Origin of the sequence: Synechococcus sp. O70.2, assembly GCF_047462135.1 — a bacterium.
In the GTDB taxonomy this organism is placed as follows: domain Bacteria; phylum Cyanobacteriota; class Cyanobacteriia; order Thermostichales; family Thermostichaceae; genus Thermostichus.
The window spans coordinates 203,410-222,958 of record NZ_JANSIS010000001.1; the positions used below are offsets into that span (position 1 = coordinate 203,410).

General features: G+C 59.6%; 15 protein-coding genes. 5 read left to right on the plus strand and 10 right to left on the minus strand.

Annotated elements, in window-relative coordinates:
* Positions 1 to 11: 11 nt before the first annotated feature.
* The 4 genes from NW812_RS00930 to nrdJ all read right to left on the minus strand — a co-directional run bounded on the left by NW812_RS00930 (position 12) and on the right by nrdJ (position 7,497).
* Entirely contained in the window at positions 12 to 2,180 is a 2,169-nt protein-coding gene (locus NW812_RS00930) for an argonaute PAZ domain-containing protein (protein WP_414393230.1), read from the minus strand.
* Positions 2,181 to 2,256: 76 nt separating this feature from the next.
* Positions 2,257 to 2,727, minus strand: a complete 471-nt coding sequence (locus NW812_RS00935; RefSeq protein WP_414393232.1) for a hypothetical protein — start codon at positions 2,725 to 2,727, stop codon at positions 2,257 to 2,259.
* Between the two features lie 34 nt (positions 2,728 to 2,761).
* The gene (locus NW812_RS00940; protein ID WP_414393234.1) at positions 2,762 to 3,862 is read right to left on the minus strand and encodes a hypothetical protein; all 1,101 of its coding nucleotides are present in this window, start codon (positions 3,860 to 3,862) and stop codon (positions 2,762 to 2,764) included.
* A 155-nt stretch (positions 3,863 to 4,017) separates the two neighbouring features.
* The gene (nrdJ, locus tag NW812_RS00945) at positions 4,018 to 7,497 is read right to left on the minus strand and encodes a ribonucleoside-triphosphate reductase, adenosylcobalamin-dependent (protein WP_414393236.1); all 3,480 of its coding nucleotides are present in this window, start codon (positions 7,495 to 7,497) and stop codon (positions 4,018 to 4,020) included.
* Between the two features lie 230 nt (positions 7,498 to 7,727).
* Here nrdJ and NW812_RS00950 point away from each other — a divergent pair, with 230 nt between their 5' ends.
* From NW812_RS00950 to NW812_RS00960, 3 genes are all read left to right on the plus strand, one after another.
* On the plus strand, positions 7,728 to 8,942 hold the full coding sequence (locus NW812_RS00950; protein ID WP_414393238.1) for a site-2 protease family protein: 1,215 nt from the start codon (positions 7,728 to 7,730) through the stop codon (positions 8,940 to 8,942).
* Between the two features lie 91 nt (positions 8,943 to 9,033).
* The gene (locus tag NW812_RS00955) at positions 9,034 to 10,341 is read left to right on the plus strand and encodes a M16 family metallopeptidase (RefSeq protein ID WP_414393239.1); all 1,308 of its coding nucleotides are present in this window, start codon (positions 9,034 to 9,036) and stop codon (positions 10,339 to 10,341) included.
* Positions 10,342 to 10,375: 34 nt separating this feature from the next.
* Entirely contained in the window at positions 10,376 to 11,638 is a 1,263-nt protein-coding gene (locus tag NW812_RS00960) for a M16 family metallopeptidase (RefSeq protein ID WP_414393241.1), read from the plus strand.
* Between the two features lie 356 nt (positions 11,639 to 11,994).
* Here the strand turns inward: NW812_RS00960 and NW812_RS00965 are convergent, their stop codons facing one another.
* From NW812_RS00965 to NW812_RS00980, 4 genes are all read right to left on the minus strand, one after another.
* Positions 11,995 to 12,663 (minus strand): DUF1997 domain-containing protein, encoded by a 669-nt coding sequence (locus NW812_RS00965; protein ID WP_414393243.1) that lies wholly within the window; start codon positions 12,661 to 12,663, stop codon positions 11,995 to 11,997.
* Positions 12,623 to 13,297, minus strand: a complete 675-nt coding sequence (hisIE, locus tag NW812_RS00970; protein ID WP_414393245.1) for a bifunctional phosphoribosyl-AMP cyclohydrolase/phosphoribosyl-ATP diphosphatase HisIE — start codon at positions 13,295 to 13,297, stop codon at positions 12,623 to 12,625. The genes NW812_RS00965 and hisIE overlap by 41 nt, the downstream gene beginning before the upstream one ends.
* A gap of 228 nt (positions 13,298 to 13,525) precedes the next feature.
* The gene (locus NW812_RS00975; protein WP_414393247.1) at positions 13,526 to 15,685 is read right to left on the minus strand and encodes a polysaccharide deacetylase family protein; all 2,160 of its coding nucleotides are present in this window, start codon (positions 15,683 to 15,685) and stop codon (positions 13,526 to 13,528) included.
* Positions 15,686 to 15,932: 247 nt separating this feature from the next.
* Complete coding sequence (locus tag NW812_RS00980) at positions 15,933 to 16,424, minus strand: phycobilisome linker polypeptide (RefSeq protein ID WP_414393249.1); 492 nt, start codon at positions 16,422 to 16,424, stop codon at positions 15,933 to 15,935.
* Between the two features lie 189 nt (positions 16,425 to 16,613).
* Between NW812_RS00980 and NW812_RS00985 the strand changes: the two genes are divergently transcribed.
* Complete coding sequence (locus NW812_RS00985) at positions 16,614 to 17,147, plus strand: DUF4079 domain-containing protein (protein WP_414393251.1); 534 nt, start codon at positions 16,614 to 16,616, stop codon at positions 17,145 to 17,147.
* 29 nt (positions 17,148 to 17,176) lie between these two features.
* On the opposite strand, the gene NW812_RS00990 is transcribed toward NW812_RS00985, so the two are convergent.
* Positions 17,177 to 18,250, minus strand: coding sequence for an RpoD/SigA family RNA polymerase sigma factor (locus tag NW812_RS00990; RefSeq protein WP_414393253.1), 1,074 nt, complete (start codon positions 18,248 to 18,250; stop codon positions 17,177 to 17,179).
* A 225-nt stretch (positions 18,251 to 18,475) separates the two neighbouring features.
* Between NW812_RS00990 and NW812_RS00995 the strand changes: the two genes are divergently transcribed.
* Complete coding sequence (locus NW812_RS00995) at positions 18,476 to 18,763, plus strand: helix-turn-helix domain-containing protein (RefSeq protein ID WP_414393255.1); 288 nt, start codon at positions 18,476 to 18,478, stop codon at positions 18,761 to 18,763.
* Between the two features lie 105 nt (positions 18,764 to 18,868).
* Here NW812_RS00995 and NW812_RS01000 read toward each other — a convergent pair whose 3' ends face one another.
* Entirely contained in the window at positions 18,869 to 19,540 is a 672-nt protein-coding gene (locus NW812_RS01000; RefSeq protein WP_414393257.1) for a diacylglycerol/polyprenol kinase family protein, read from the minus strand.
* Positions 19,541 to 19,549 lie beyond the last annotated feature (9 nt).

Genomic DNA, 19,549 nt, shown 5'->3' on the forward strand with positions numbered 1-19,549 from the left:
CCCCTACCCTGCTAGACGGCAATCAATTTCTGGCGATCTATGTTTTGCAGGACACTGAAGATGTTGCTGCCGAGGTTCTGGAACTCCTTGCCGCTCTTGTCAGCAAAATGAAGTACCCAGGGAAGCCTACAGGCTTGGAATCCACTGGCAGGATGAAGCTGGGAAAGGTGGTAAGTCTGCAGGGCCAAGATCTCCAAAGGCGTACTGCCATATTCGTGGACAACTCGCAGGGGTCTTGCGCTACCAATGGAGCTGGGCTGGCTTGTGACCAGAGTAAACGACTTTCGCGAGTAGTCGAAAACAACAGTACCTATTTTGGCATCTTTGTACTTACCTTCTTCCTCTATCCCCATCCTTCCTGTACCGCTTTTGCGTATTCCGACAACATCCACAGCAATCTTTTCTTTTTCTAACTCCTTAATTGTCTTTCCAAATTCACCTTCCTGCACTAAACCATCCCTCATTAAGAGAACCTTGGTGGGATATCGACTGAGCCTGTTATGAAACTTATTGACAAGTTTGGACACAGTCTGATAAATTGCATCACCAGAGAAGGTTTCTCCTCTTTGCACAGCAGGGAGCTCCCAACCTAAGCTCTGCCCATCAGCAAGAACAGCGAAGGCAGAGGCTCCGTAGTACAGCTGTCGATCGGTTCCCACATCGAAGCCGATGATCAGCTCAGGGCGTTCAGGATGGTCGAGGGGTTTCAGGAGTACAGGCTGCCATGCTGCCTTGCACAGAAGGCCTAGGACGACGTTTAGGGCTTTGTAGGAATCAGCGCCAGGGATCATAAACTGAGTTGCTATCCCCGCTTCGAGAGCCTCCACACGGATCTTTTGCTTGTCCTCATTGGGTGACCACGGCATAACGACCAAAACGGTTTTGATCCCTTGCTCAGCCCAGTTTTGCCAGAATCTTTTTCGGGCGAGCTCGTTCTTAGGGTAGTCCTGCCGAGTAGCATAGAAGTCTACTTCGACTTCTACTCCGCTTTTTTGGGCTACCTCAAGCAAGCACTTGCGCACTTCGCTAGGATACTCTCGCTTGTCGTCGTAGAGGTTTAGACATCCAAACTTAGTCTCGCCTACCTTCGCACATCCCTGGTACCTAACCCGGGCGGGATTTTGGACTTGCCTGTGACCCGATCCCAATAGCTTTGGCTTGGGCAAGATGTAGCCCTTAGTCTTCAGTGGTTCAATTTCCCTTCTGATAAGGTTGTAGACTCTCTCTATAATAGTCTTTGCTGTCTTTTTAGACTCTTGCAGTCGTTCTTGTAAACTTTTTCTAATACGCTCAGTAACAGCGGCGCTAACCTTTTTAGCAAGGCTACTGTTGCACTCTAGACTGGCTAGCATTTCCAAGGTTAGGACAGGCGATAGTCTTCGAGAAAGATGGGGAAAACGCCCTTCCCTTGAAGCTACCTCGACTACCCGAGAGCTTTTCACCTCTTCTAGAGGAGCATTGTGTTTTCGCAAATGAAACTCCGCCAGACTAATGTTCAGCCCTGCCAGCTGAACCTCCCACGGCGACTGGTCGGAAAGAATCCTCAGATATTTCCAAGTCCGGTGTTTATCGTATGTGTTCCGAACCAACTTGATTGGAACATCTGGATAGTTTTCCAGCCATTCATGCAAAGTCCACGGTGTGTAGAGACGGTAATGAATATCGACTTCTAAATAAAGCTTTCCGTCTGTTTCAACAGCAACATCTATCATTCTTCCTCTGTGGATTTCCCAGCCATCCCCGAAAAGTTCTACCCCTTCCTGACTAGTCATCCACCAGAGCAAGCCTCCCCCTGTTGATTCAACTTCAGTTTTTTTGAACAGAGACTTAAGGCGGGACTCTATCCTCTTGCGCTCAAAGCTTTCGAGAGCGCTTCTTTCTTGGACATCGGTACAGGTTAAAACCCTAGGCCCTAGCTCTTCTAACGCCCAACCCTCTGTCCTGAGCTTACTGGTTGGAACTTTTTCCTGAGTTATAATTCGATTTCCCAGACGAACAGCTATCACTTCTAGCTGATTACAGATCCTGGAGATTTTGGAAAAAGTTTTCCGCACATCCTCTGGCTCTGGGAGGGGGTTTAGCGTACAGTTGTACTCATAAAAGGTGAGGTCTTCCTGAGTTAGCTCCTTAACAAGAAAGCGATTGAGGATAACTGGGACTTCCTGCTGAAGCAGTCTCATTGGCAACCTCTGAGTTCAAGCTTCTCTCTAGAATAAGCCCTAATTTTCCCGATCGCGCCTTGGGGATCCCCCTAGGTTAGAGCTGCAACAACTCGGGCGGAGCCAGGTCGTGGCTAAGCGCCTCAGCCTCAAAGTGGCCGCTCATGCCCACCACCTGCCACTCAGCACTGCGATTCCCCTGACGGAAGCGCAGCCGTCGAGCCCGCAACGGCACCACGGCTACAACTTCTACTGGAAATTGTTGGTATTCGCCCAAGTACTCCCGGTAGTCCGGCGGCAGGTCGGCACTGCTTTCGATTTGAATCCAAAACACCCGCCCTGCCTGGTTGCCGTAAGCGCGGATCTGCTCCTGACCCTGGTACTGCTCCACGCCGCGTAGCCGCTGCCGCCCCACTTGCATAGACTGAGCCCACTCCGGCAAGGGATCTCCCAAACCAATTGGCCAGGCCGGCCCGCCCAACCCCAGCCAACACACTAGGAGCAGAACCCAGATCCAGGGCCAGCGACGTGCCCTCCTGCGCGCAGGGATCCCGTCCTGAGCAAGCATTGGTTTCCTCCCCAGTTCAACTCAAAACTTGGTCTCAACGTAGGCGAAAGCCAATCCGACCACGTTCACTATCGAAAGCAACGTCGGCGTTGAAAAACAGGGGCATGCCCAACAGTTGCACGCTCTGGTTGCCGTTGACAAAGATCCGATCCCGGCTGGGCGTTACCGGAAAGCCAACCCGGATGCGGTAGTCAAAGGCTCCTCCCAGCACAGCTCGCCACTCCGAGCCTGAGGGTAGGGTAGCGGTGGGAAAAGGAGCGGATCCCAATAGTCGAACGTTGAGGAAGATGTCGGAAGCGCCGCTGTCAAATACGGTGGGGCTAGGGACATTTTGAATAGAAGTATTGCTGATGCTGTAGGCCACTTGCAGAGCTTCATCCCGCCAGGTGGGCGTGCCATCGGGAAAACTTCCCACCTGGGGCAGTGGCCGAAAACTGAAGCCAGCGGTGTTGGCCTCGGTCAGGCCGACGGTGAAAAGGCCCTGAGCAGACTCAAAGCCGCCGGTTTGGATGATGTACCCCGAGCGAAAATTGCCCGGCAGGCGAGTGAGAGGGCTAAACAGGTCGCGATTAGGGCTGCGCTCGTCCAACGAGGTGCCCAGGATCCCAGCAAAGGGCCGCCCTGGTCCAAACAGCCTGTCGGAACAGCTAGCCACCAGCGGCTCCACACAGGTGATTTGGTCAATCAACTGAATCGTGACCGGCTCTCGGCTCTGGATCCCACCCAAGCTGAAGGGAGCGCGAGCCAGCACACCGATAAATTGCGTGCCATCAGCGAAGGTTACCGTGGAAGGGATCCCCGTCCGCTCTAAGCCAAAGCGCCCTGCCACCGACGACAGAATACGCAGCCCTGCTGAGCCGGTATCCAGAAGCACTTCAGCCTCGCTTCCAGCCACACCCACTGTCAAGCCCAGCAACTTAAAGCGGCTGGTGCCCAGAGTGCGCACCGCTAGAGGAATCGACCGGCTGCCCGGCTCAGGCGGAGGAGGGATCAATCCAGGAGGGGAGGTCCCAGAGCCCTTGAGGCTAGAACAGGCGATCCCCAGCAGCACCGCCAGCGCCAGCACCAGCCCCCTCAGCCTGCGCCAGGTTTCCCTTGTCCAGGCTTTCCTCGGGAGCTGCGCTCCTGTCTGCATCAGATCCTCCAGCCACCAAACGCTCGAGCAGGGAAAACCGGACTGTGCCAACCCCCCTGCCCCTAGCTTGCCGAGGGGGCTGCCAAGGCGCGCAGTGCTCGGATTCCCGGCCAAGAACAGTGTAGCCAGAGCCCGAGCCGGGATCCCCCCCTCTGCTAGCGGGACGGGTTCTCGCTCTGCGAGCTAGCCTCCGGCATCAGACAGCCGAGGGCATCACACCCTGCTGGACCCTCTGCTATTAGGGCGAGGTTGCGGTCATAGCGCGCCAGCGCCTCGTAAAAGTTGTCGGTCTTTCGTCTTTGCTTGACCTCGGCCATCAGCCGCTCGTAGGTGGCCTTGTCGATTTTCTCGAAGGGCAAGCGGGGGAAGGGAGCGTCGAAGCGGGCCAGCAGTGCTGCGCTGATGTAGCCCTCGTCGTCGCGGATGGCCTCGTAAATTCGGGATCCCAGCGCTTCGATCTCGTCCTCGCGCAGCTCGATGGTGGCGGAGGTGTTGTGGGTGGTGTAGTACTTTTGCACCTGCATGTAGAAGTCAAACTGAGCCAGAGCAGAGAAGCGCTCAACCTCAATCTCCTCGGCGCCCGGCAAATTGGCCCACTCCACCTCCACCGGCAGCTCCACCAACCACTCGGTGCAGCGGGGATCAAAGGGGTCGTTGAGCAGGTTGCCGTGCTCATCCTTGTCCGACTGGGCGGGCACCACCGAGTAGCCGTAGTCCAGGCAGGCCAGGGCCACGGGGTCGTTTTTGGCAAAGGTGATGCGGCGAATGTAGCGCTGAGCCTTGGGCGGGTGCCAGCCGGGAGAGGCGTTAGTCAGGAGCGACTTGGTGCCGGCAGGTTGAACGGTGGTGCAGCGGTTGGGGCGGCGCAACCCGTGACGGTCGCAGTAGTCCCAAACCACGCGGTGAACGACCTCCTTCCAGAAGCTGAGGTATTCCCGCTCCTGCTGCTTAAACTCCCGCCCCAGAGGCGTATCGGGCCTCCCTTCCTGCCACCAGCGCAGCCAGTCCACCCCAAAGGCTTTGACGCAAAAGTCAAATAGACCAGTAAACGAGACGCCGACAATGGGATCCCATTCCCTTGAGCGCTGGAAGCGGGGCTCAACAAAGCGGTGGTGCAACAGCGCCGCAGCCGACAGGGCCCCTGCCGTAAAGGCCTCCTCTTGCTCCTGGCGGTTGTGGGGATCTAGCCGGTTGAGGTGGATCTCGGCCAGATTGCAGTGGAAGTCGCATCCGATGATCTCACCGCAGTTGTGGACAACCAACCCATTGGCATCAAAGCAGCTTGGGCCGGGCACGGTGCAGTCATAGACCGGTTCCACGCCGTCAGGCTCCAGGGCTGCAACTGTAACCGTAAACCGCTCCCGGTTGAGCCGGCGCTGGCCGCTGCCGAGCAGTTCACCTAGCTTCTGAGCTTTGCGCGGTTCTCGAAAGCCCACCACTGCCTGAAACTGGTGCAGGTTGTCCCCGCTAATGACCAGCTCGTGCTGCACCTGGCAGGCGTAGGGGGCTGGCTGGCGCTTGCTACCAGGCAGCAGACGATACCCAGCGGGACGGCGATTCTCGTAGATGACCGAGACAATCCCTAGACGCGCCAGCATGCGCTGCACAGCTTTGAGGGTGTCCAGGTTGCTTTGGGAAAGCCGCACACTAACTCCCTTCTCTTGACCGCCCTGCACACTGCCGTCTGCGTCAAACAGGCCGCACAAAAAGCCGCGGTGGAAATCAAAGCTTGTGGCTTCCAGTGCCGCAGTCATTTGCTTCTGTCCTGGAGCCATGCCGAACTTAGCTGCCAGTTTCGCCAAGCCGGTGGAATGGATAACCCGGCACTTCAGCTTGGGGTGATAATAGGTCTCTGGCCGGCGAGGTTCGTACCCTACCGCAGCCTGCAACACCTGAGCCGCATGGAGGCTCATCTCCTGCTGCGTATCCTGCCCATAGCGCAGTACAGCCGTGTCATTCCACTGGGTTGTGGCAAGGCTGCCGTCGCCCAGCCAATTCCCCAAGAGCCAGCCTTCCTCCCAGGTCCCCTCACCATCCCAGGGGGTTAGGTCGCGATGGTTGTGCAGCAGAATGCGGTCGCCCGGGCGGAGCTCTTCTGCCGGCACCCATTCCGTGTATTGCGCCTTTGGAGTCTGGGCAATGACTTTGAGAACACGATGGTTGCCCGTCAGCCGAAGAGAAAATCCCTCCTGGGTCACCAGCTTGAGCACGGGCTTGGTGCCGGAGTAGAAAAACCCCTCTGGGGTCGTGCTGAATAGCTCGCCGTTGACGTAGGTGCTGTGCTGCTTGCCAATAAGGTCTTTCACCTGGCGCGGGCCGTCGCCCGTGTGGATCCAAGTGTCTGCGGTAACGCAGGGGTTCAGCCCATACCGTTGCACCCTATGCCACGTTGGCGGTTGGACAGACGGAGAGCTACTAGCTGCCTGCCGCTCCTCTATCCAGCGCCTAGCTCCCTCGGGTCCCTCCGAGGCATAGACGTTGAGGAACTCCCGCTTCAGCTCGGGGGTGTTGATTAGGTCGGCGTTGGCCCGCGCTACGGCTTCCCCAGCCCACTGGATAGCCCCCTCGCCGGAGTAAAACTGCTTGCGCACGGCAGCAATGCACTCTTCCCGCGTTGGCTTGCGGTGAAATACCCGGGTGTGGTTGGCCATGCGCAGGGCATCTCGCTCAGGGTCAATTCTCCAGTTGCCCTGCTCGTCCTGCTGCCAGAGATTGTCTTTGGCGCTAGATCCCAGCTCGTCGTCGGCGGCAAACTGGCGCATACCTGCACTACGGCGGATATTCCCCGCCACCACCGTTGCGGCCGCCTCATCAATGAGCAGGCAGCACTCCACCGAGTTCAGTTGCCTGCCCACGGCTTTGTTGAGGATGGCGGCACAGCGCTGGTACAAGCCGGGCAGCTTGATGGGGTTGGCCACGCCCCCAAACCCTTTTAGCCGCTCCCCAGCGGGGCGCACATGGCTGAGATCCACCGTCACCTCCACCTGACCCCCAAAACTGGGATCCGCCGCCAGCTCCAAGAGAGCTTGGTAAGACTCCACCCAGCCGCGGCGGCTATCGCCCACCTGGATGTGCACGTGAGAGCCCTGGCGCTGGATGCGGGTGTGTTCCTGCCGCGCTTCGGGGGGGGTGGCACCAATGGATCCTACTACCTGCACCTCTAGGCGGTTGAGGATGGGGGGCAACTGGCTGATGAACTGAGGCTCCAGCACCGCTCCCGTGCCACAGCCCATCATGGCCAGATCCATCATCAGGCCAAAGGAGCGCCAGTCCACCACGGTGAGGCTAGTGCAGTTGTAGGCGCCGGAGTAGTTTTCCGGCTTCTGGATCCACTCGGTGCCCATCACCCACAGGGCCCGACCTGAGATCAACGCTTTCAACTGCCGCTGCAGACGTTCCAACAGCTCCCGCTCCTGGGGAGTAAGGCGCCCTAGGCGGGCAATATCGGCCAGGGTGCGATCGCAGACGTCGCTCCAAGTCTCGCGGCTGCCATCGGGGCGGCGCCGACTATAGGTGCGGTAGAACACTGGGGCAGCCGTTGGGGCTGTCGCGGGGAACTCGTCTACAAAACCTGGCGCTTGTTCCTGGGGCGAGGGTACCGCTTTGCTCTGCTCGTAGGAGGAAGTCGATACCATAGCTGTTTCCGTCGTCCCCCAGAAAGAGGGACAAAAAACTAGGGTCACTGTGGCTAACCCGGCCGCTCTAGCAGGGTTGCCTGGTTTGCTGGACAGCTACCCAGGGTACCACAAGGATTCGCTGCGAAGCCCCGGAAAGGGCTAGAGTGGAAAGGAAGGGATCCCCAGGAGAAAGGTTGCCTGCTGTCCTAAAAGCCCTCCTGGGCAAGAGCTGTGTAGGAGTTAAGGCCATGACCAGTCGCCTGCGCATCGGGAATTTGTGGGGGATCCCCTTGTTCCTCGACTACACCTGGTTTCCAGCGGCTCTGCTGCTGGTGCTCTCCTACGGGGTGGTGCCAGCGGTGGGGCTTTTTCTTTCGCTATTGGCCCATGAGTTGGCCCACAGCCTAGTCGCCCGGGCCTATGGAGTACGGGTGAGCTCCATCACCCTGTTCATCTTTGGCGGCATGGCGGCCATTGAGCGAGAAGTGCCTCGCCCCCTGGGCGCTTTTTGGGTGGCTTTGGCAGGGCCCCTTCTCAGTTTGGGCTTGTTTGTCCTCTTCAGCGTGGCTGGAGCTTGGGCGGGGCCAGGGTCGCCGCTGACCTCAATGCTGGCCAGCTTGGCTGCCATCAACCTAGTGATTGCCCTGTTTAACCTGCTGCCAGGGCTGCCCCTGGATGGGGGGCAGATGCTCAAAGCAGCCATCTGGGGTTGGACAGGGGATCGGCAAAAGGGCATGTTGTGGGCAGCTCGAGCTGGCCAGGGAGTGGGCTGGGGCTTGGTGGGCCTGGGTCTAGTAGTGGTATTTTTGGGGAGCCTCAATGGCCTTTGGACGGGGCTAATTGGCTTGTTTATTTTAAATAGCGCCCGTCGCTACGAGCAGTATGCGCAGCTGCAGCGGGTGTTGGCTCGCCTGAAGGCCGCAGATGTCATGAGCCGCCGCTTTCGCGTGGTGGATGCGGGCATGAGCCTGCGGGAGTTTGTCGATCGCTACCTGATCCCTGCCTCCCTCCAGCCAGAGACCGCAGGAGGCGTTCAGGAAGTGTACTTTGCCGAGGAGGACGGTCGCTACCGGGGCCTGGTTAGGCCGGAACTGCTCAACGACATCGAGCGCAGCCAGTGGGATCACCTCACCCTCAAAGCCATTCTCAAGCCAATGGAGCAACTTCAAGGGGTGCGGGAGGAAACTCCTATTGTCCAGGTCATCCAGATGATGGGCCAGGCGGAGTCGCGCCGAGTCTTGGTCTTCACCCCCAGCGGCGCCATTGCCGGCCTGATCGATCGGGGAGACGTGGTGGCCGTAGCCGCGCGGGAGCTGGGAGTGACCCTGCCTAAGGAAGTGGTGCAGCGGGTGCGCGAAAGTGAAGAATGGCCGCCTGGCTTTCAGGTAGAAGAGAGCCTAGTTGGTGAGGGATCCCCCAGCTTGTCGTGGCCAGGATCAACGGATACCCCTTCCCAAGACTAGTAAAGATAAACCCAATTGCTCCCTGAAGGCTCTCAGCGGCGGTTGTGCGAGTAAGATTAAGTTTGTTCTCTACTGATTAAGAACTTTGACCTTGAGCCGCGCACCGCGTCTTCTTCCTGCTTACACCCATCGCCTAAACAACGGGCTAAGCGTCATTCTTCACCCCCTTCCCATTGCCGATTCGGCCACGGTGGACGTCTGGGTCCAAACAGGCGGGCGCAACGAGCCGCCGCAGTGGCTGGGCATATCCCACTTTCTGGAGCACATGGTCTTTAAGGGCAGCGAGCGGCTGGCCCCCGGGGAGCTGGATCGGGTTATTGAAGGGCGGGGAGGGAGCACCAACGCTGCCACTGGCCAGGATTACACCCACTACTACATCACCGTAGCTGCCACCGACCTGCCGGATACCTTGCCCTATCTGGCGGAGGCAGTGTTGCGGGCCAGGATCCCTCCGGAGGAGATGGAGCGGGAGCGCCAGGTGGTTTTGGAGGAGATTCGCCGCGCTGCCGACAACCTAGGGCACACGGCCTATCAGCTTCTCCTGGAAACTGCCTTTGGGGTGGAGCACCCCTATGGGCGACCCGTGCTGGGCACGCCAGAAAGCCTGATGGGGTTGACCCCAGAGCTGCTACGCGCCTACCACCGCGGCTGGTACCGACCCGAGTACATGACGGTGGTGGTGACGGGAGGCATTGATCCTGACCAGGTGCTGGCGCTGGTGGAAAGAGAGTTTGGGGATCCTGCCAGCGGCTCTGCCTGGACAAGGCCCCCAATCCCGCCTCAGCCTCGTCCCCAAGGGATCCTGCGCCGCGAGAGCACCCATACCCGCCTGGAGCAGGCTCGTCTAAAATTGGCCTGGCCCACCGTCAGCCTCGAGGCCTGGGAGCAGGTTTGCGGCCTGGAGCTGTTGGCCGCGGTACTGGGGGGAGGCCGCACTTCGCGGCTGGTGCATCTGTTGCGAGAGCAGCGCGGCTGGGTGAGGAGGGTGGGCTGTTCTTCACTGGTGCTGAAAGAGGGGGGGCTTTTTTGCATTAGTGCTCGCCTGGAAGTGGAAAACCTGGAGCGGGTGGAGGCAACCATCTTGCGCGAGATTGAGAAGCTGCAGCAGGAGGGTATCGGTCAGGCTGAGCTAGATCGAGCGCGGCGCCTGCTGACCCACGAACTCCTCTTCTCTGCCGAGTCGCCTAGCCAACTGGCAAGCATCTACGGCTACTACGAGACCCTGGTTGGGGTGCAGCGCCTGCAGGAGTACCTGGAGCTGTTGCAAGCGTTTACCCCAGCCCAAGTCCGTGAGCTAGCTCAGCAGTACCTCTCTCTGGAGGCTTACGTGGTGGTCTTGCTCAAGCCAGCTGCCTCTGGCGCTGCTGCAGCTTCGGAGCTGCAACTGGCCTGCCGGTAGATCCCTTGCCCCTAGGAGCTTCCCTCTCTTTGCCATGCAACGGGGCCGTTTACAGCGCCTTCGCCTGAGCAACGGCATCACGCTGCTGTTGGGCCAGAATCCGGCGACGGAAATCCTGGCTGCTCACTGTTTTTTTCGCGGCGGCAGCCGGGTGGAGCGACCGCAGCAGGCAGGCTTGAGCCACTTGCTGGCGGCTGTCCTCACCAAGGGCACCCAGCAGCGCGACTCCCAGGCCATTGCTGCCTGGGTGGAATCCCTAGGGGCTGGGCTTGGGGTGGAAAGCTCTGCCGACTGTCTCGAGGTCGCGCTACAGTGTGTGGCGGCTGATTTCCCCGAGCTGCTGAGGTTGCTTGCGGAAATCCTCCGGGAGCCCAGCTTTCCGGAAGCGGAGGTAGAGCGCGAGCGGGAGCTGCTGTTGCAGACCATTCGCGCCCAACAGGAGCGACCCTTCAGCCTTGCCTTCAACCAGGTTCAGCAGACCCTCTATGGGGATCACCCCTATGCCCTTCCCGAGCTGGGATGGCTGGAGACGGTGGGATCCCTGACCCGGGAGGACTTGCTGGCCTACCACGCCACCTACTGCCGCCCGGAGGGAATGGTGATGGCGGTAATCGGTCCAGAGCCGCCGGAGACGATGGCGGCCCAAGTGGAAGCTGTCCTGGGAGATTGGGTGAGCACCAGCCCGCCTGCTCCTGAACTAGACCTGTCGCTGCCCCCTTTGGAGAAGCCGCAACTGCGAAAGCTATTCCAACCCACCCAGCAGACAACGATTGTGCTTGGCTTTCGCGGATCCCCCGCTGCTTCTGCGGATTATCCGGCCCTGAAGCTGCTGGCCACTTACCTAGGCAGCGGCCTGTCCAGCCGCCTGTTTGTGGAGCTGCGGGAGCGCAGTGGCCTGGCCTATGAGGTCTCGGCCTTCTTTGCCACCCGCCGGGATCCTGCCCCTTTTGTGGCCTACCTGGGCACGGCAGCGGAGAACACTCCAGTGGCCCTGGAGCGCCTGCAGGCGGAGATCCATCGCCTACACAAAACCCTCCTCAGCGATGAGGAAGTGGAGATGGCCCAGCGCAAGCTCTTGGGCCAGTATGCCCTCAGCAAACAGACCAACGCCCAGGTGGCGCAACTAGCCGGCTGGTACGAGATTCTGGGCCTGGGCATGGAGTTCGACCAGCAGTATTTGCAGAGGGTGAGGCAGCTCACACCTGCCCAGCTCCAGCAGGCCGCAAAAACCTACCTAGTTAACGCCGCCATTGCTCTGGTGGGGCCGGAAGAAGCTCTGGCAGGGGTTGAATGGTAGGCACGTGCCCCAATAAGGGGTTGGCATTCTCCCCAACCCTGGAGGTGGGATTCTTGACTTGCTCCCTGCAGGCTACACCGGTGCGCCGAGGTGGATGCCACCACCTACCCCTGAAGGGCGCTATTCTCCCGTTACCGAGGTCTGCCCACCTCTTGCGCAGCGCGGGGAGACCCAAGCGAGGTTCGGCGGGAACAGGATTCAGTTTTGGCAGCGGCTGTCTCTTCCACGGCACGACTAGCGGAGGATTTCCGCGTCTGATGGTTCCTCCGCACCTCCCATCAAGGTCGTGTTTTTGAGGACAGCACGACGTTTACACCGGCTGGCGGGAAAGGCCGAGCAGCCTGCCCGCAACGGCATCACGCCCTATCCTCCACCGTAACCAAGCGATAGGGGTGATGGGGACGACCAACGGAGCGGTAGAAATCGCTGCAGACATTGTGAGTAAAGCGATTGCTGAGGCTGCGGGTAACCTGCTGCACCACTTGGCTGCCCACTTCCTGAACCAACTTGCGCGGCAGAACGTGCAAAAACTTGGGCAAATGCAGGCGCACATCCAGATGGAGATCCCAGTGGACACGGGTGGTGGCAGGGGATCCCGGCAGCTCCTCCAGCCGGAAGCTGGCCTGACAATCCACCCGATAGGGCAGGGCAGCATCCCCCGGCAGCTCAATGGAGGTGAGCCGAAATAGGTAATCTTCCTCCGGCCAAATCTTGATCCCAAAGCTGGGCTCCAGCTCAAATCCTAGGCCGCCCATGCGGAAGAACTGCAGCCTGTAGGTTTCAGCAGAGAGGGGCTCCACTCGCAACGGCTGGAAGCAGCGCTGGATCCACTGGCCATGGCCCCGCAGGTAACAAGCCAACGTCTCCCGATCGGTTTCCAGATCCACCTGGCCCCGTCGCCCGGCCTGCAACTCCAAGGGGGTCTTGGCTGGGGGCTGATCCATCTCCTCCAAAAGCGGCTCCCCTCCCTTGGACAGAGCACCTTCACTGAGGGGAACGACGGGCTTGGAGCTGGCGATAGACATCCCGAATATCCACCTGATAGTGAGCAAGAGCCACAAGGCAGTGGTACCAGAGATCCGCCACCTCGCGGGCCAGGGCTGTCTTGTCCCCCTCCTTTGCCGCCATCACCACCTCAGCCGTCTCCTCGCCGAGTTTTTTCAGGATGGCGTTGTCTCCCTTGGCCAGCAGGCTGCTGGTGTAGGAATCGGGCCGGGGATCCGCCTGGCGGGCCTTGACGACGGCAAACACCTGCGACAGGGTATCGGCTGCCGGAATGGGATCCCCTTGCAGCGTGCGGAAGAAGCAGCTCCGTGCCCCCGTGTGGCATGCCGCATCCCCCACCTGCTCCACCAAGATGACCAGCGCGTCGCTGTCGCAGTCGTAGCGGATTTGCTTGACCCACTGGACGTGGCCAGAAGTTTCCCCTTTGGGCCACAGCGCCTGCCGCGAGCGGCTCCAAAACCAGGTGCGGCCTGTTTCCAAAGTTTTCTGCAGGGACTCCCGGTTCATCCAGGCCATCATCAGCACCGTCCCATCCAGGTAGTCCTGCACGATGGCCGGGATCAAACCCTGTTCGTTGTAGCGGAGGCTGTCTAGACGAGCAACCTCTGCTTGTAGAAGAGGGCGGGGCAGATCTGCTGAAGCAGAAGAAGCCATAGGAAGCAGCAGAAAAGTATTGAAAGCAAGATAGCAAAACCAGCTTCAGAAAGGATATCCCTCCAGGTCCCAACCCCCCTTGGCCACTTTCAACAGTCGCAACCAGCCCGGCTGCTGTCAGAACCCAGGGGGTGACAAACTTCACCCCGCAAACCAAGGGAACCTGGCCTAGCTTTGGCCTCAGCTTGAGGTTAAATGCTGCGCTCACCGACTCTTTGCAGCCATAGCTCAATCTAGAGCCACCCTGGGCAGCAGTTTCCGGGTTGGCTTGCGCTCCAGAGGCCAAGTTGGCCGCTCCAGGCGCGTATCCACCAGCACAGCGCTAGGAGAGAAGTCCACCCGCTCCAGCAGCCGCTTCAGCAGTTGGGCGTCGATGGCGTCCCCGCCTCCAGACAGAGGGGCAGTTCCCGCGCCTAGGGGTGTAGGGGTTGCTAGAGGGGATCCCTCCTCACTGCGCCCAGGTTCGGCTAGCAGCAGTTCCGCCACTGCCTGGGCCAGTTCTTGGCCGTACACGCCATCGGGGCCAGAGGGGAGCAGATCCAGCCGTCCCTGCTGAGCAGCCAGGTGGCTTAGGCCCAGTTGCACTGCCACTACGGCCGGGCCCCGATCCCCCTGCCTCAGAGTGCGCTGGCCGGCCAGAATGCCTTTCAGTTGGGCCCTGGCTGCCTCTTGGTCGCTAGCCGGCAAAAGTTGCACCAGCCCCTCCAGCCGATCTCCCTCAGAGCCAGCTTCGGCCTCTGGATAGGGATCCCTTGCCCATAGGCGGTTCAGGTCGTAGAGCAGAATGGCATGGGGCACAGGGCGGCTAGGCTGGTTGGGGCGGGCATGGCCAGTAGCGAGGATCTCCCCTTGGTAGACTAGCGATGTGCTAAAGCCGGAGTCCAGCAGCACCGCCTCGCGGATCCCACTTTTGGGCAAAAGACGGGCCAGGATGGCGGCGTTGACGTGGGTTTTGGTAACTCCGATCACTACCTGGTCTTGGTTGTCCACCCCAAAGAAAGCCCTGGGGCGAAACTCGGCGGCGCTAGAGAGGCGGAAGGAATCGATCTCCGCCTGGGAGAGGGCATGGCCGTCCTTAACCAGCCACAGGCCCGCCACAAACAGATCTGTAACATCCGGCATCAACTGTCGGATGTTCTCAAGCCGGGTCATAGTGTCGGGATCAAAGGGCACAAAGCGCAGCCGATCCCTGCCCAGCAGCACCAGGGGGCGACCGCGCAGCACCTTGTCATCTTCGGGGCGACCGGGGATGAAGGTCTTGTGGTTGGCAGCCATCACCGGCCCCACCATGACGTTGCTGGCGGAGTTAATCCAGGGAATGGAGAAGAAGCTGCCGTTAATGCCCGCATCGGCCTGGTAGCGCTGGACTAGGGTCCTTACCTCGTAGCGCCGTTCTGCATGCACTGTGGCTGCCCGTCCGCCGCGGATGGTGAGTACCCGCACCCCGTCGATCACTTCATCGGTCAAGGCCAACGGCTGAGTAACATCCAGCCAGTAGTCGGGGCTGCGGCCAAGGGTGAAGGTGCGAGCGCCAATAATGGCTTCGGTAAGGCGGAACTGGTTAAAGCGGCGCACCTCCAGCAAGTTGGGAGACTGGCCTGTAAAGCCAGGATCCATGGTGAAAGCCATCCGGTAGCCCGCCTCGGCAAGAAACCGCTTCACTCGCTCGTCCCGATTGCCTTCGGGATAGGCAAAGTAGTAGATGGGGTGGCCCAGCTCCTGCTCCAGCTTGGCCTTGCAGTCAAACACCTCTCGCCGCAGACGGTTGTCGTCTAGCACCCGCAGGTCGGGAGGATGGTTAACGGTGTGGGCGGCAAAGTCGATCAACCCACTGGCGTCCATCTCCCGCATCTGATCCCAGGTAAAGTGATCCTTACTGGTGGGCACGCCGACAAAGCCAGTTTGCACAAAGTAGGTGGCGGGGTAGTTGTACTCCTTTAGAAGCGGGTAGGCGTTCTCGTACAGGCCCAGGTAAGCGTCGTCAAAGGTCAGCAAAATGGCTTTTTCCGGCAAGGGATCCCCGTCGCGTAGGTGTTTGTACAGTTGGTCAATGTGGATGGGGGTCAGCCCCGCCTGCTTAATGGCCTCGAAGTGCTGCCGCAGCTCGGCTACCGTGGTGTCAAACCACACCTGTTTGCGGCCAGCTACCACGTCGTGGTACATGATGGCCGGCACGTAAGAGAGGCTGGCTGTGGGATGAAGGGCAAAGGGATCCCGCTTTTGGGGGAGGGTCAGGCGCTGTTGGGACGCCTTGGCTTGGGCGCGGGGAGCAGGTATCTCGGCTGCAGGCCCTAGCCCCAGTAGGCGGCTAGCCCAGTTGGGATGAGCAGTTACCCAGGCCACTAGGGCGCCGGCGCCAAACCCCAGCACCGTGACCAATAAGGCCAAGAAGCCGAGGAGCCGGAAGCGCAACTTCGTTGGCGGTTGCCGTACGGGAGCAGAAAAACTTCGGTGGCGGAAGGCGGAGGGAGGGAACGGGGTTCCCCTTTTTGCACTGGGGACTGGATAGCCACCCCGGCGCCTCGGCGGCTGTCGAGACGTCATGTTCTCCTCCTCACCGGCAAAACCAGCGTTAGCCTACCACCCTCATCTGCTGGTGGAGATCCAGCAGAGCCACAGCTGCCTTCTAGGCAAGTTAGCTGAGGTTGCTCAACAAATTGGACTCTGTAATGCTGACGATTTTGCCCCCCATTCGGGTAATCCGCTTAACTTCTTGGGAGAGCCGGCTGAAGGGCACTTTGTACTCGACAACGCTCTTGCGCACGCCTCCTCCTACCAGGCCGGATACCTTGATGGTAAAGACCTTATCGCGGTTGGGCGCCGAGGGGCCTGAGGCAGGGCTAGCTGGGGCAGCCTTGGATGGGGAAGCTGCAGCTTCCTGAGGGATCTCGGCAGTTGCCCGCTCCAAGAGGAGTCGCCAGCTGCGGGGATAGGCAGGTGCCAAACGATAGACCACCTTGTAGGAGCCCGCTATGTGGTCATCCTCGGACTCCACCCTCACCACCGTTCCCGGGGGGATATCTAGCTTAGCTCCCTTGGACATGACTTTAATTCCAGGCCAATTGGTGGGCACATCCGTCAGTAGCTCCACCTCAAAGGACTGATCCCCCAACAACAACTTGGCCATGGGAATAACTCCGTTGTGCTCGCTAGCGTCTGCAGCCAGGGATCTGCCCTCGGCCGCCCCTTCACCGCTAGACATTTTACCGTCGCCAGGTGTTCCCCTGAAGCCTCTGGCTAGCCGCTGTCATCCAGGGTAGGTTTGTTGTAGATTTGTTACAGACTGTGGGTTTGTGGCGCTAGTGGAGGGATCCCTATGTTGGGCTTGGCCTTGCCCGATCTGTCGGCAGTTTCCGAGTCGTTGACGGCTGCCTTGCAGCCAGTAGCCCAGTTCTTTGCTGGCTTCAACCTGCCCCAACCAGTTGTGCAATGGGGACATCCTCTGATGATGGGCATTGTGGTAGTGGTCATGGGCAGCTTTGTTGGCCTAACGGGCTGGCGGGGGCGGGTCTTGCGCCTGGCAGGCGGGGGCTCCCTATCGGAATCGGCCCAAAAGCCCCTCTTGGATCACCGCAAAGTAGCCCCCTGGATGGCCACCTTCATTGCCTTGGGCTACACCGGCGGCCTTCTTTCTCTTGTGATGCAGGGCCAGCCCCTGCTGAGGAGCCCTCACTTCTGGACGGGATCCCTGGTGTTGCTGCTGCTGGCGGCCAACAGTGCTTTGTCCCTGAGCGGTTTTGGCGGCAACCGTGAGACCTGGCGCACAGCCCATGCCTATTTGGGCAGCCTCATTCTTTGCTTGCTCTTTACCCATGCCCTGCTGGGCCTGAAGCTGGGTCTATCTCTGTAGCGAGTCCTTAGTAGCCCCTGGAGCCAAACCTAGCGAAGGTACTGCACCAAAGTTCGCGAAGAACGGCCCACCCGTAGCTTGCGCAAGGCATCCCGTTCGATCTGCCGAATCCGCTCCCGCGTCAAGTTAAAGTGATCCCCCACTTCTTGCAGGGTTCTCGCCCTTTGCCCGTCTAGCCCATAGCGCAACTCCAACACTTGCCTCTCAATGGGCTTCAGGGTCTGCAGGGCAGAACGCACATCTTGCCGCAGGGATTGCTCCAGGATCTCCTCAAAGGGTTGCTCCTGCCGTTCATCCGGCAGCAGATCTCCCAGGCGGCTTTCCCCTTCCTGGCCAACCGGCACATCCAACGACAGAGGCAAAGCGGCAGCCTGTTGGATCAGGCGCAACTTCTTGATCTTGATGCCCAGTGCCTCAGCCAGCTCGGCTTCGGTAGGCCGCCGTCCTCGGGCCTTCATGAGCTCGCGGTTGGTGCGCTTGAGCAAGCGCACTTTGTCCACCATGTGCACTGGCAGGCGGATGGTTCGGGCTTGGTTGGCAATGCAGCGGGTAATGCCTTGGCGAATCCACCAGTGGGCGTAGGTGCTGAAGCGAAAACCTCGCTCGGCATTGAATTTCTCAGTGGCTCGAATGAGGCCCATGTTGCCCTCTTGGATTAAGTCCAGAAAGGGCACCCCCCGGTTGAGGTACTTCTTGGCCACACTGACCACCAGACGCAGGTTGGCGTTGATGAGCTTGCGCTGAGCTTGCTCTCCCTGGCGGATGCGCGAGCGCAGAGTAGCTACAGGGATCTGCAGGGCTGCCGCCAACTCCTCATCGCTGGGATCCTGCCCCCGCTGCTGCCGCCATTCCTTGCGGGCTTGATCAATGAGCAGCTTCTGCTGAATTTTGCGCGCCAGCTCGATTTCTTCCGCGTGATCGATGCGGGGCACCCGGCCAATCGTATTCAAGTAGTGGTCGACCGCATCTTCATTGAGGCGCCGGCTACCGGCCTCTAAATCAGCCTCTGCAGCCGAATCCAGAGCCTCCGGCCAGGGCTCCTCGAGCTCCTGAGGGGATAAAGGACGAGAGAAAACCACAGCCACCTGAGGAGAGAACTTCACTTCCTAGTCTAGGGAAGTTTCTCCTCCTGTGTGAGCGAAAATCGATCATGCCCATCTTTTCTGCTAGGAATTTTCTCCCCTGTAGGCGGGAGTAACAGAAATTAACGGGTCAAGCATCCTGGGAATAAACAACCGTGAGCAATTTTCGATCCAGAGCCTAGAGTAGGCTATCTATAAGACAGCTAGGCTACCTGCTCCGACAAAATCGTGCTAGCTTAGGCTACCATGGGGCGCCGGAGAAGCCATCAGACCCCCCAAGCTGGAAAAGACCAGCACCGCCCTGCGGCCAACTTGATTGGAGAGCGGGTGCGCTGGGTACGAGAGAAGTTGCAGCTAACCCAGGATCAACTGGCGGGTCGCCTGGCCAAGTACGGTGTGCATTTGGACTACGTTAAGGTTGGCCAGGTGGAAAAGGGCAAACGGCGGGTCATCGACAGAGAACTGGTGGCTTTTGCCAAGGCGCTGGGGGTCTCGGTTACCTGGCTGCTGAGCGGCGACGAGTCCCACCTCTAGTTTGTTGGGGAAGGCCCGCCGTACTCCCCGGCAGCGCGAGGGCGGCTAAGAAGAGCAGCCCCTGCTGGGGCTGGGCTTAGTCTGGCCTGTAACTGGTAGCAATCGTTACAGATAGTTGAGAAGCTGCAGCAGAGCAAAGCAGAGACTGGCGCTGCCCAATGGCACAGTCAGATTGTCCAGCCCCCACCAAGACAACATCTCCAAGCCCATGGCCACCCCTCCCACCCCGACGCTGATGGCAAGCAACAAGGGAGAGAAGCCAAAGTACCCCACAAGCAGCAGCGCCATCACCAAGCTGCTCACCACCCACATGGTCAGGGATCCCTCCCAGCTCTTTTGGAGAGATCCCAGTCGATACAGGTGTTTGCCCCAGCTTTTGCCCACCAGCCCTGCCAGGGCATCGGCCCAGGTCATCACCAGAATGCCGATGACAGCGAAAACTTGTTGCTGGGGCCGCCAAAACCAGAAGAGCAATAGACCAATGCTGACAGCGTAAAAAAAAGTACCGAAGCTGCGCCGCCCAACGCCGTTTAGGCTAGGCAAGATGGCCACGCGGTAGGAGAGCAGCGCCAAGCCCGCAAACACCAGGGAGAACCCCACTCCCACCCAGCGGGGCACCTGGAGGGCCCAGGCCAGCAAGATGATGTTGCCTACGCCAATGTGGATAACTTTGCGCACCCATTCGCCGTCTACCTGCTGGGAGCGCAGCCATTCCGCAAAAGCAAAAACGGAGGCCAGCCAGAGAGCATAGCAAGCAAGCTGCTGTGTCAGGCCCATGAGCCGGCC

Excerpts from the sequence above, each read along its gene's own strand:
- NW812_RS00930 (WP_414393230.1), bottom strand. The coding sequence starts at position 2,180 with ATGAGACTGCTTCAGCAGGAAGTCCCAGTTATCCTCAATCGCTTTCTT.
- NW812_RS00935 (WP_414393232.1), bottom strand. The coding sequence starts at position 2,727 with ATGCTTGCTCAGGACGGGATCCCTGCGCGCAGGAGGGCACGTCGCTGG.
- NW812_RS00940 (WP_414393234.1), bottom strand. The coding sequence starts at position 3,862 with ATGCAGACAGGAGCGCAGCTCCCGAGGAAAGCCTGGACAAGGGAAACC.
- nrdJ (WP_414393236.1), bottom strand. The coding sequence starts at position 7,497 with ATGGTATCGACTTCCTCCTACGAGCAGAGCAAAGCGGTACCCTCGCCC.
- NW812_RS00950 (WP_414393238.1), top strand. The coding sequence starts at position 7,728 with ATGACCAGTCGCCTGCGCATCGGGAATTTGTGGGGGATCCCCTTGTTC.
- NW812_RS00960 (WP_414393241.1), top strand. The coding sequence starts at position 10,376 with ATGCAACGGGGCCGTTTACAGCGCCTTCGCCTGAGCAACGGCATCACG.
- NW812_RS00965 (WP_414393243.1), bottom strand. The coding sequence starts at position 12,663 with ATGTCTATCGCCAGCTCCAAGCCCGTCGTTCCCCTCAGTGAAGGTGCT.
- hisIE (WP_414393245.1), bottom strand. The coding sequence starts at position 13,297 with ATGGCTTCTTCTGCTTCAGCAGATCTGCCCCGCCCTCTTCTACAAGCA.
- NW812_RS00980 (WP_414393249.1), bottom strand. The coding sequence starts at position 16,424 with ATGGCCAAGTTGTTGTTGGGGGATCAGTCCTTTGAGGTGGAGCTACTG.
- NW812_RS00985 (WP_414393251.1), top strand. The coding sequence starts at position 16,614 with ATGTTGGGCTTGGCCTTGCCCGATCTGTCGGCAGTTTCCGAGTCGTTG.
- NW812_RS00995 (WP_414393255.1), top strand. The coding sequence starts at position 18,476 with ATGGGGCGCCGGAGAAGCCATCAGACCCCCCAAGCTGGAAAAGACCAG.
- NW812_RS01000 (WP_414393257.1), bottom strand. The coding sequence starts at position 19,540 with ATGGGCCTGACACAGCAGCTTGCTTGCTATGCTCTCTGGCTGGCCTCC.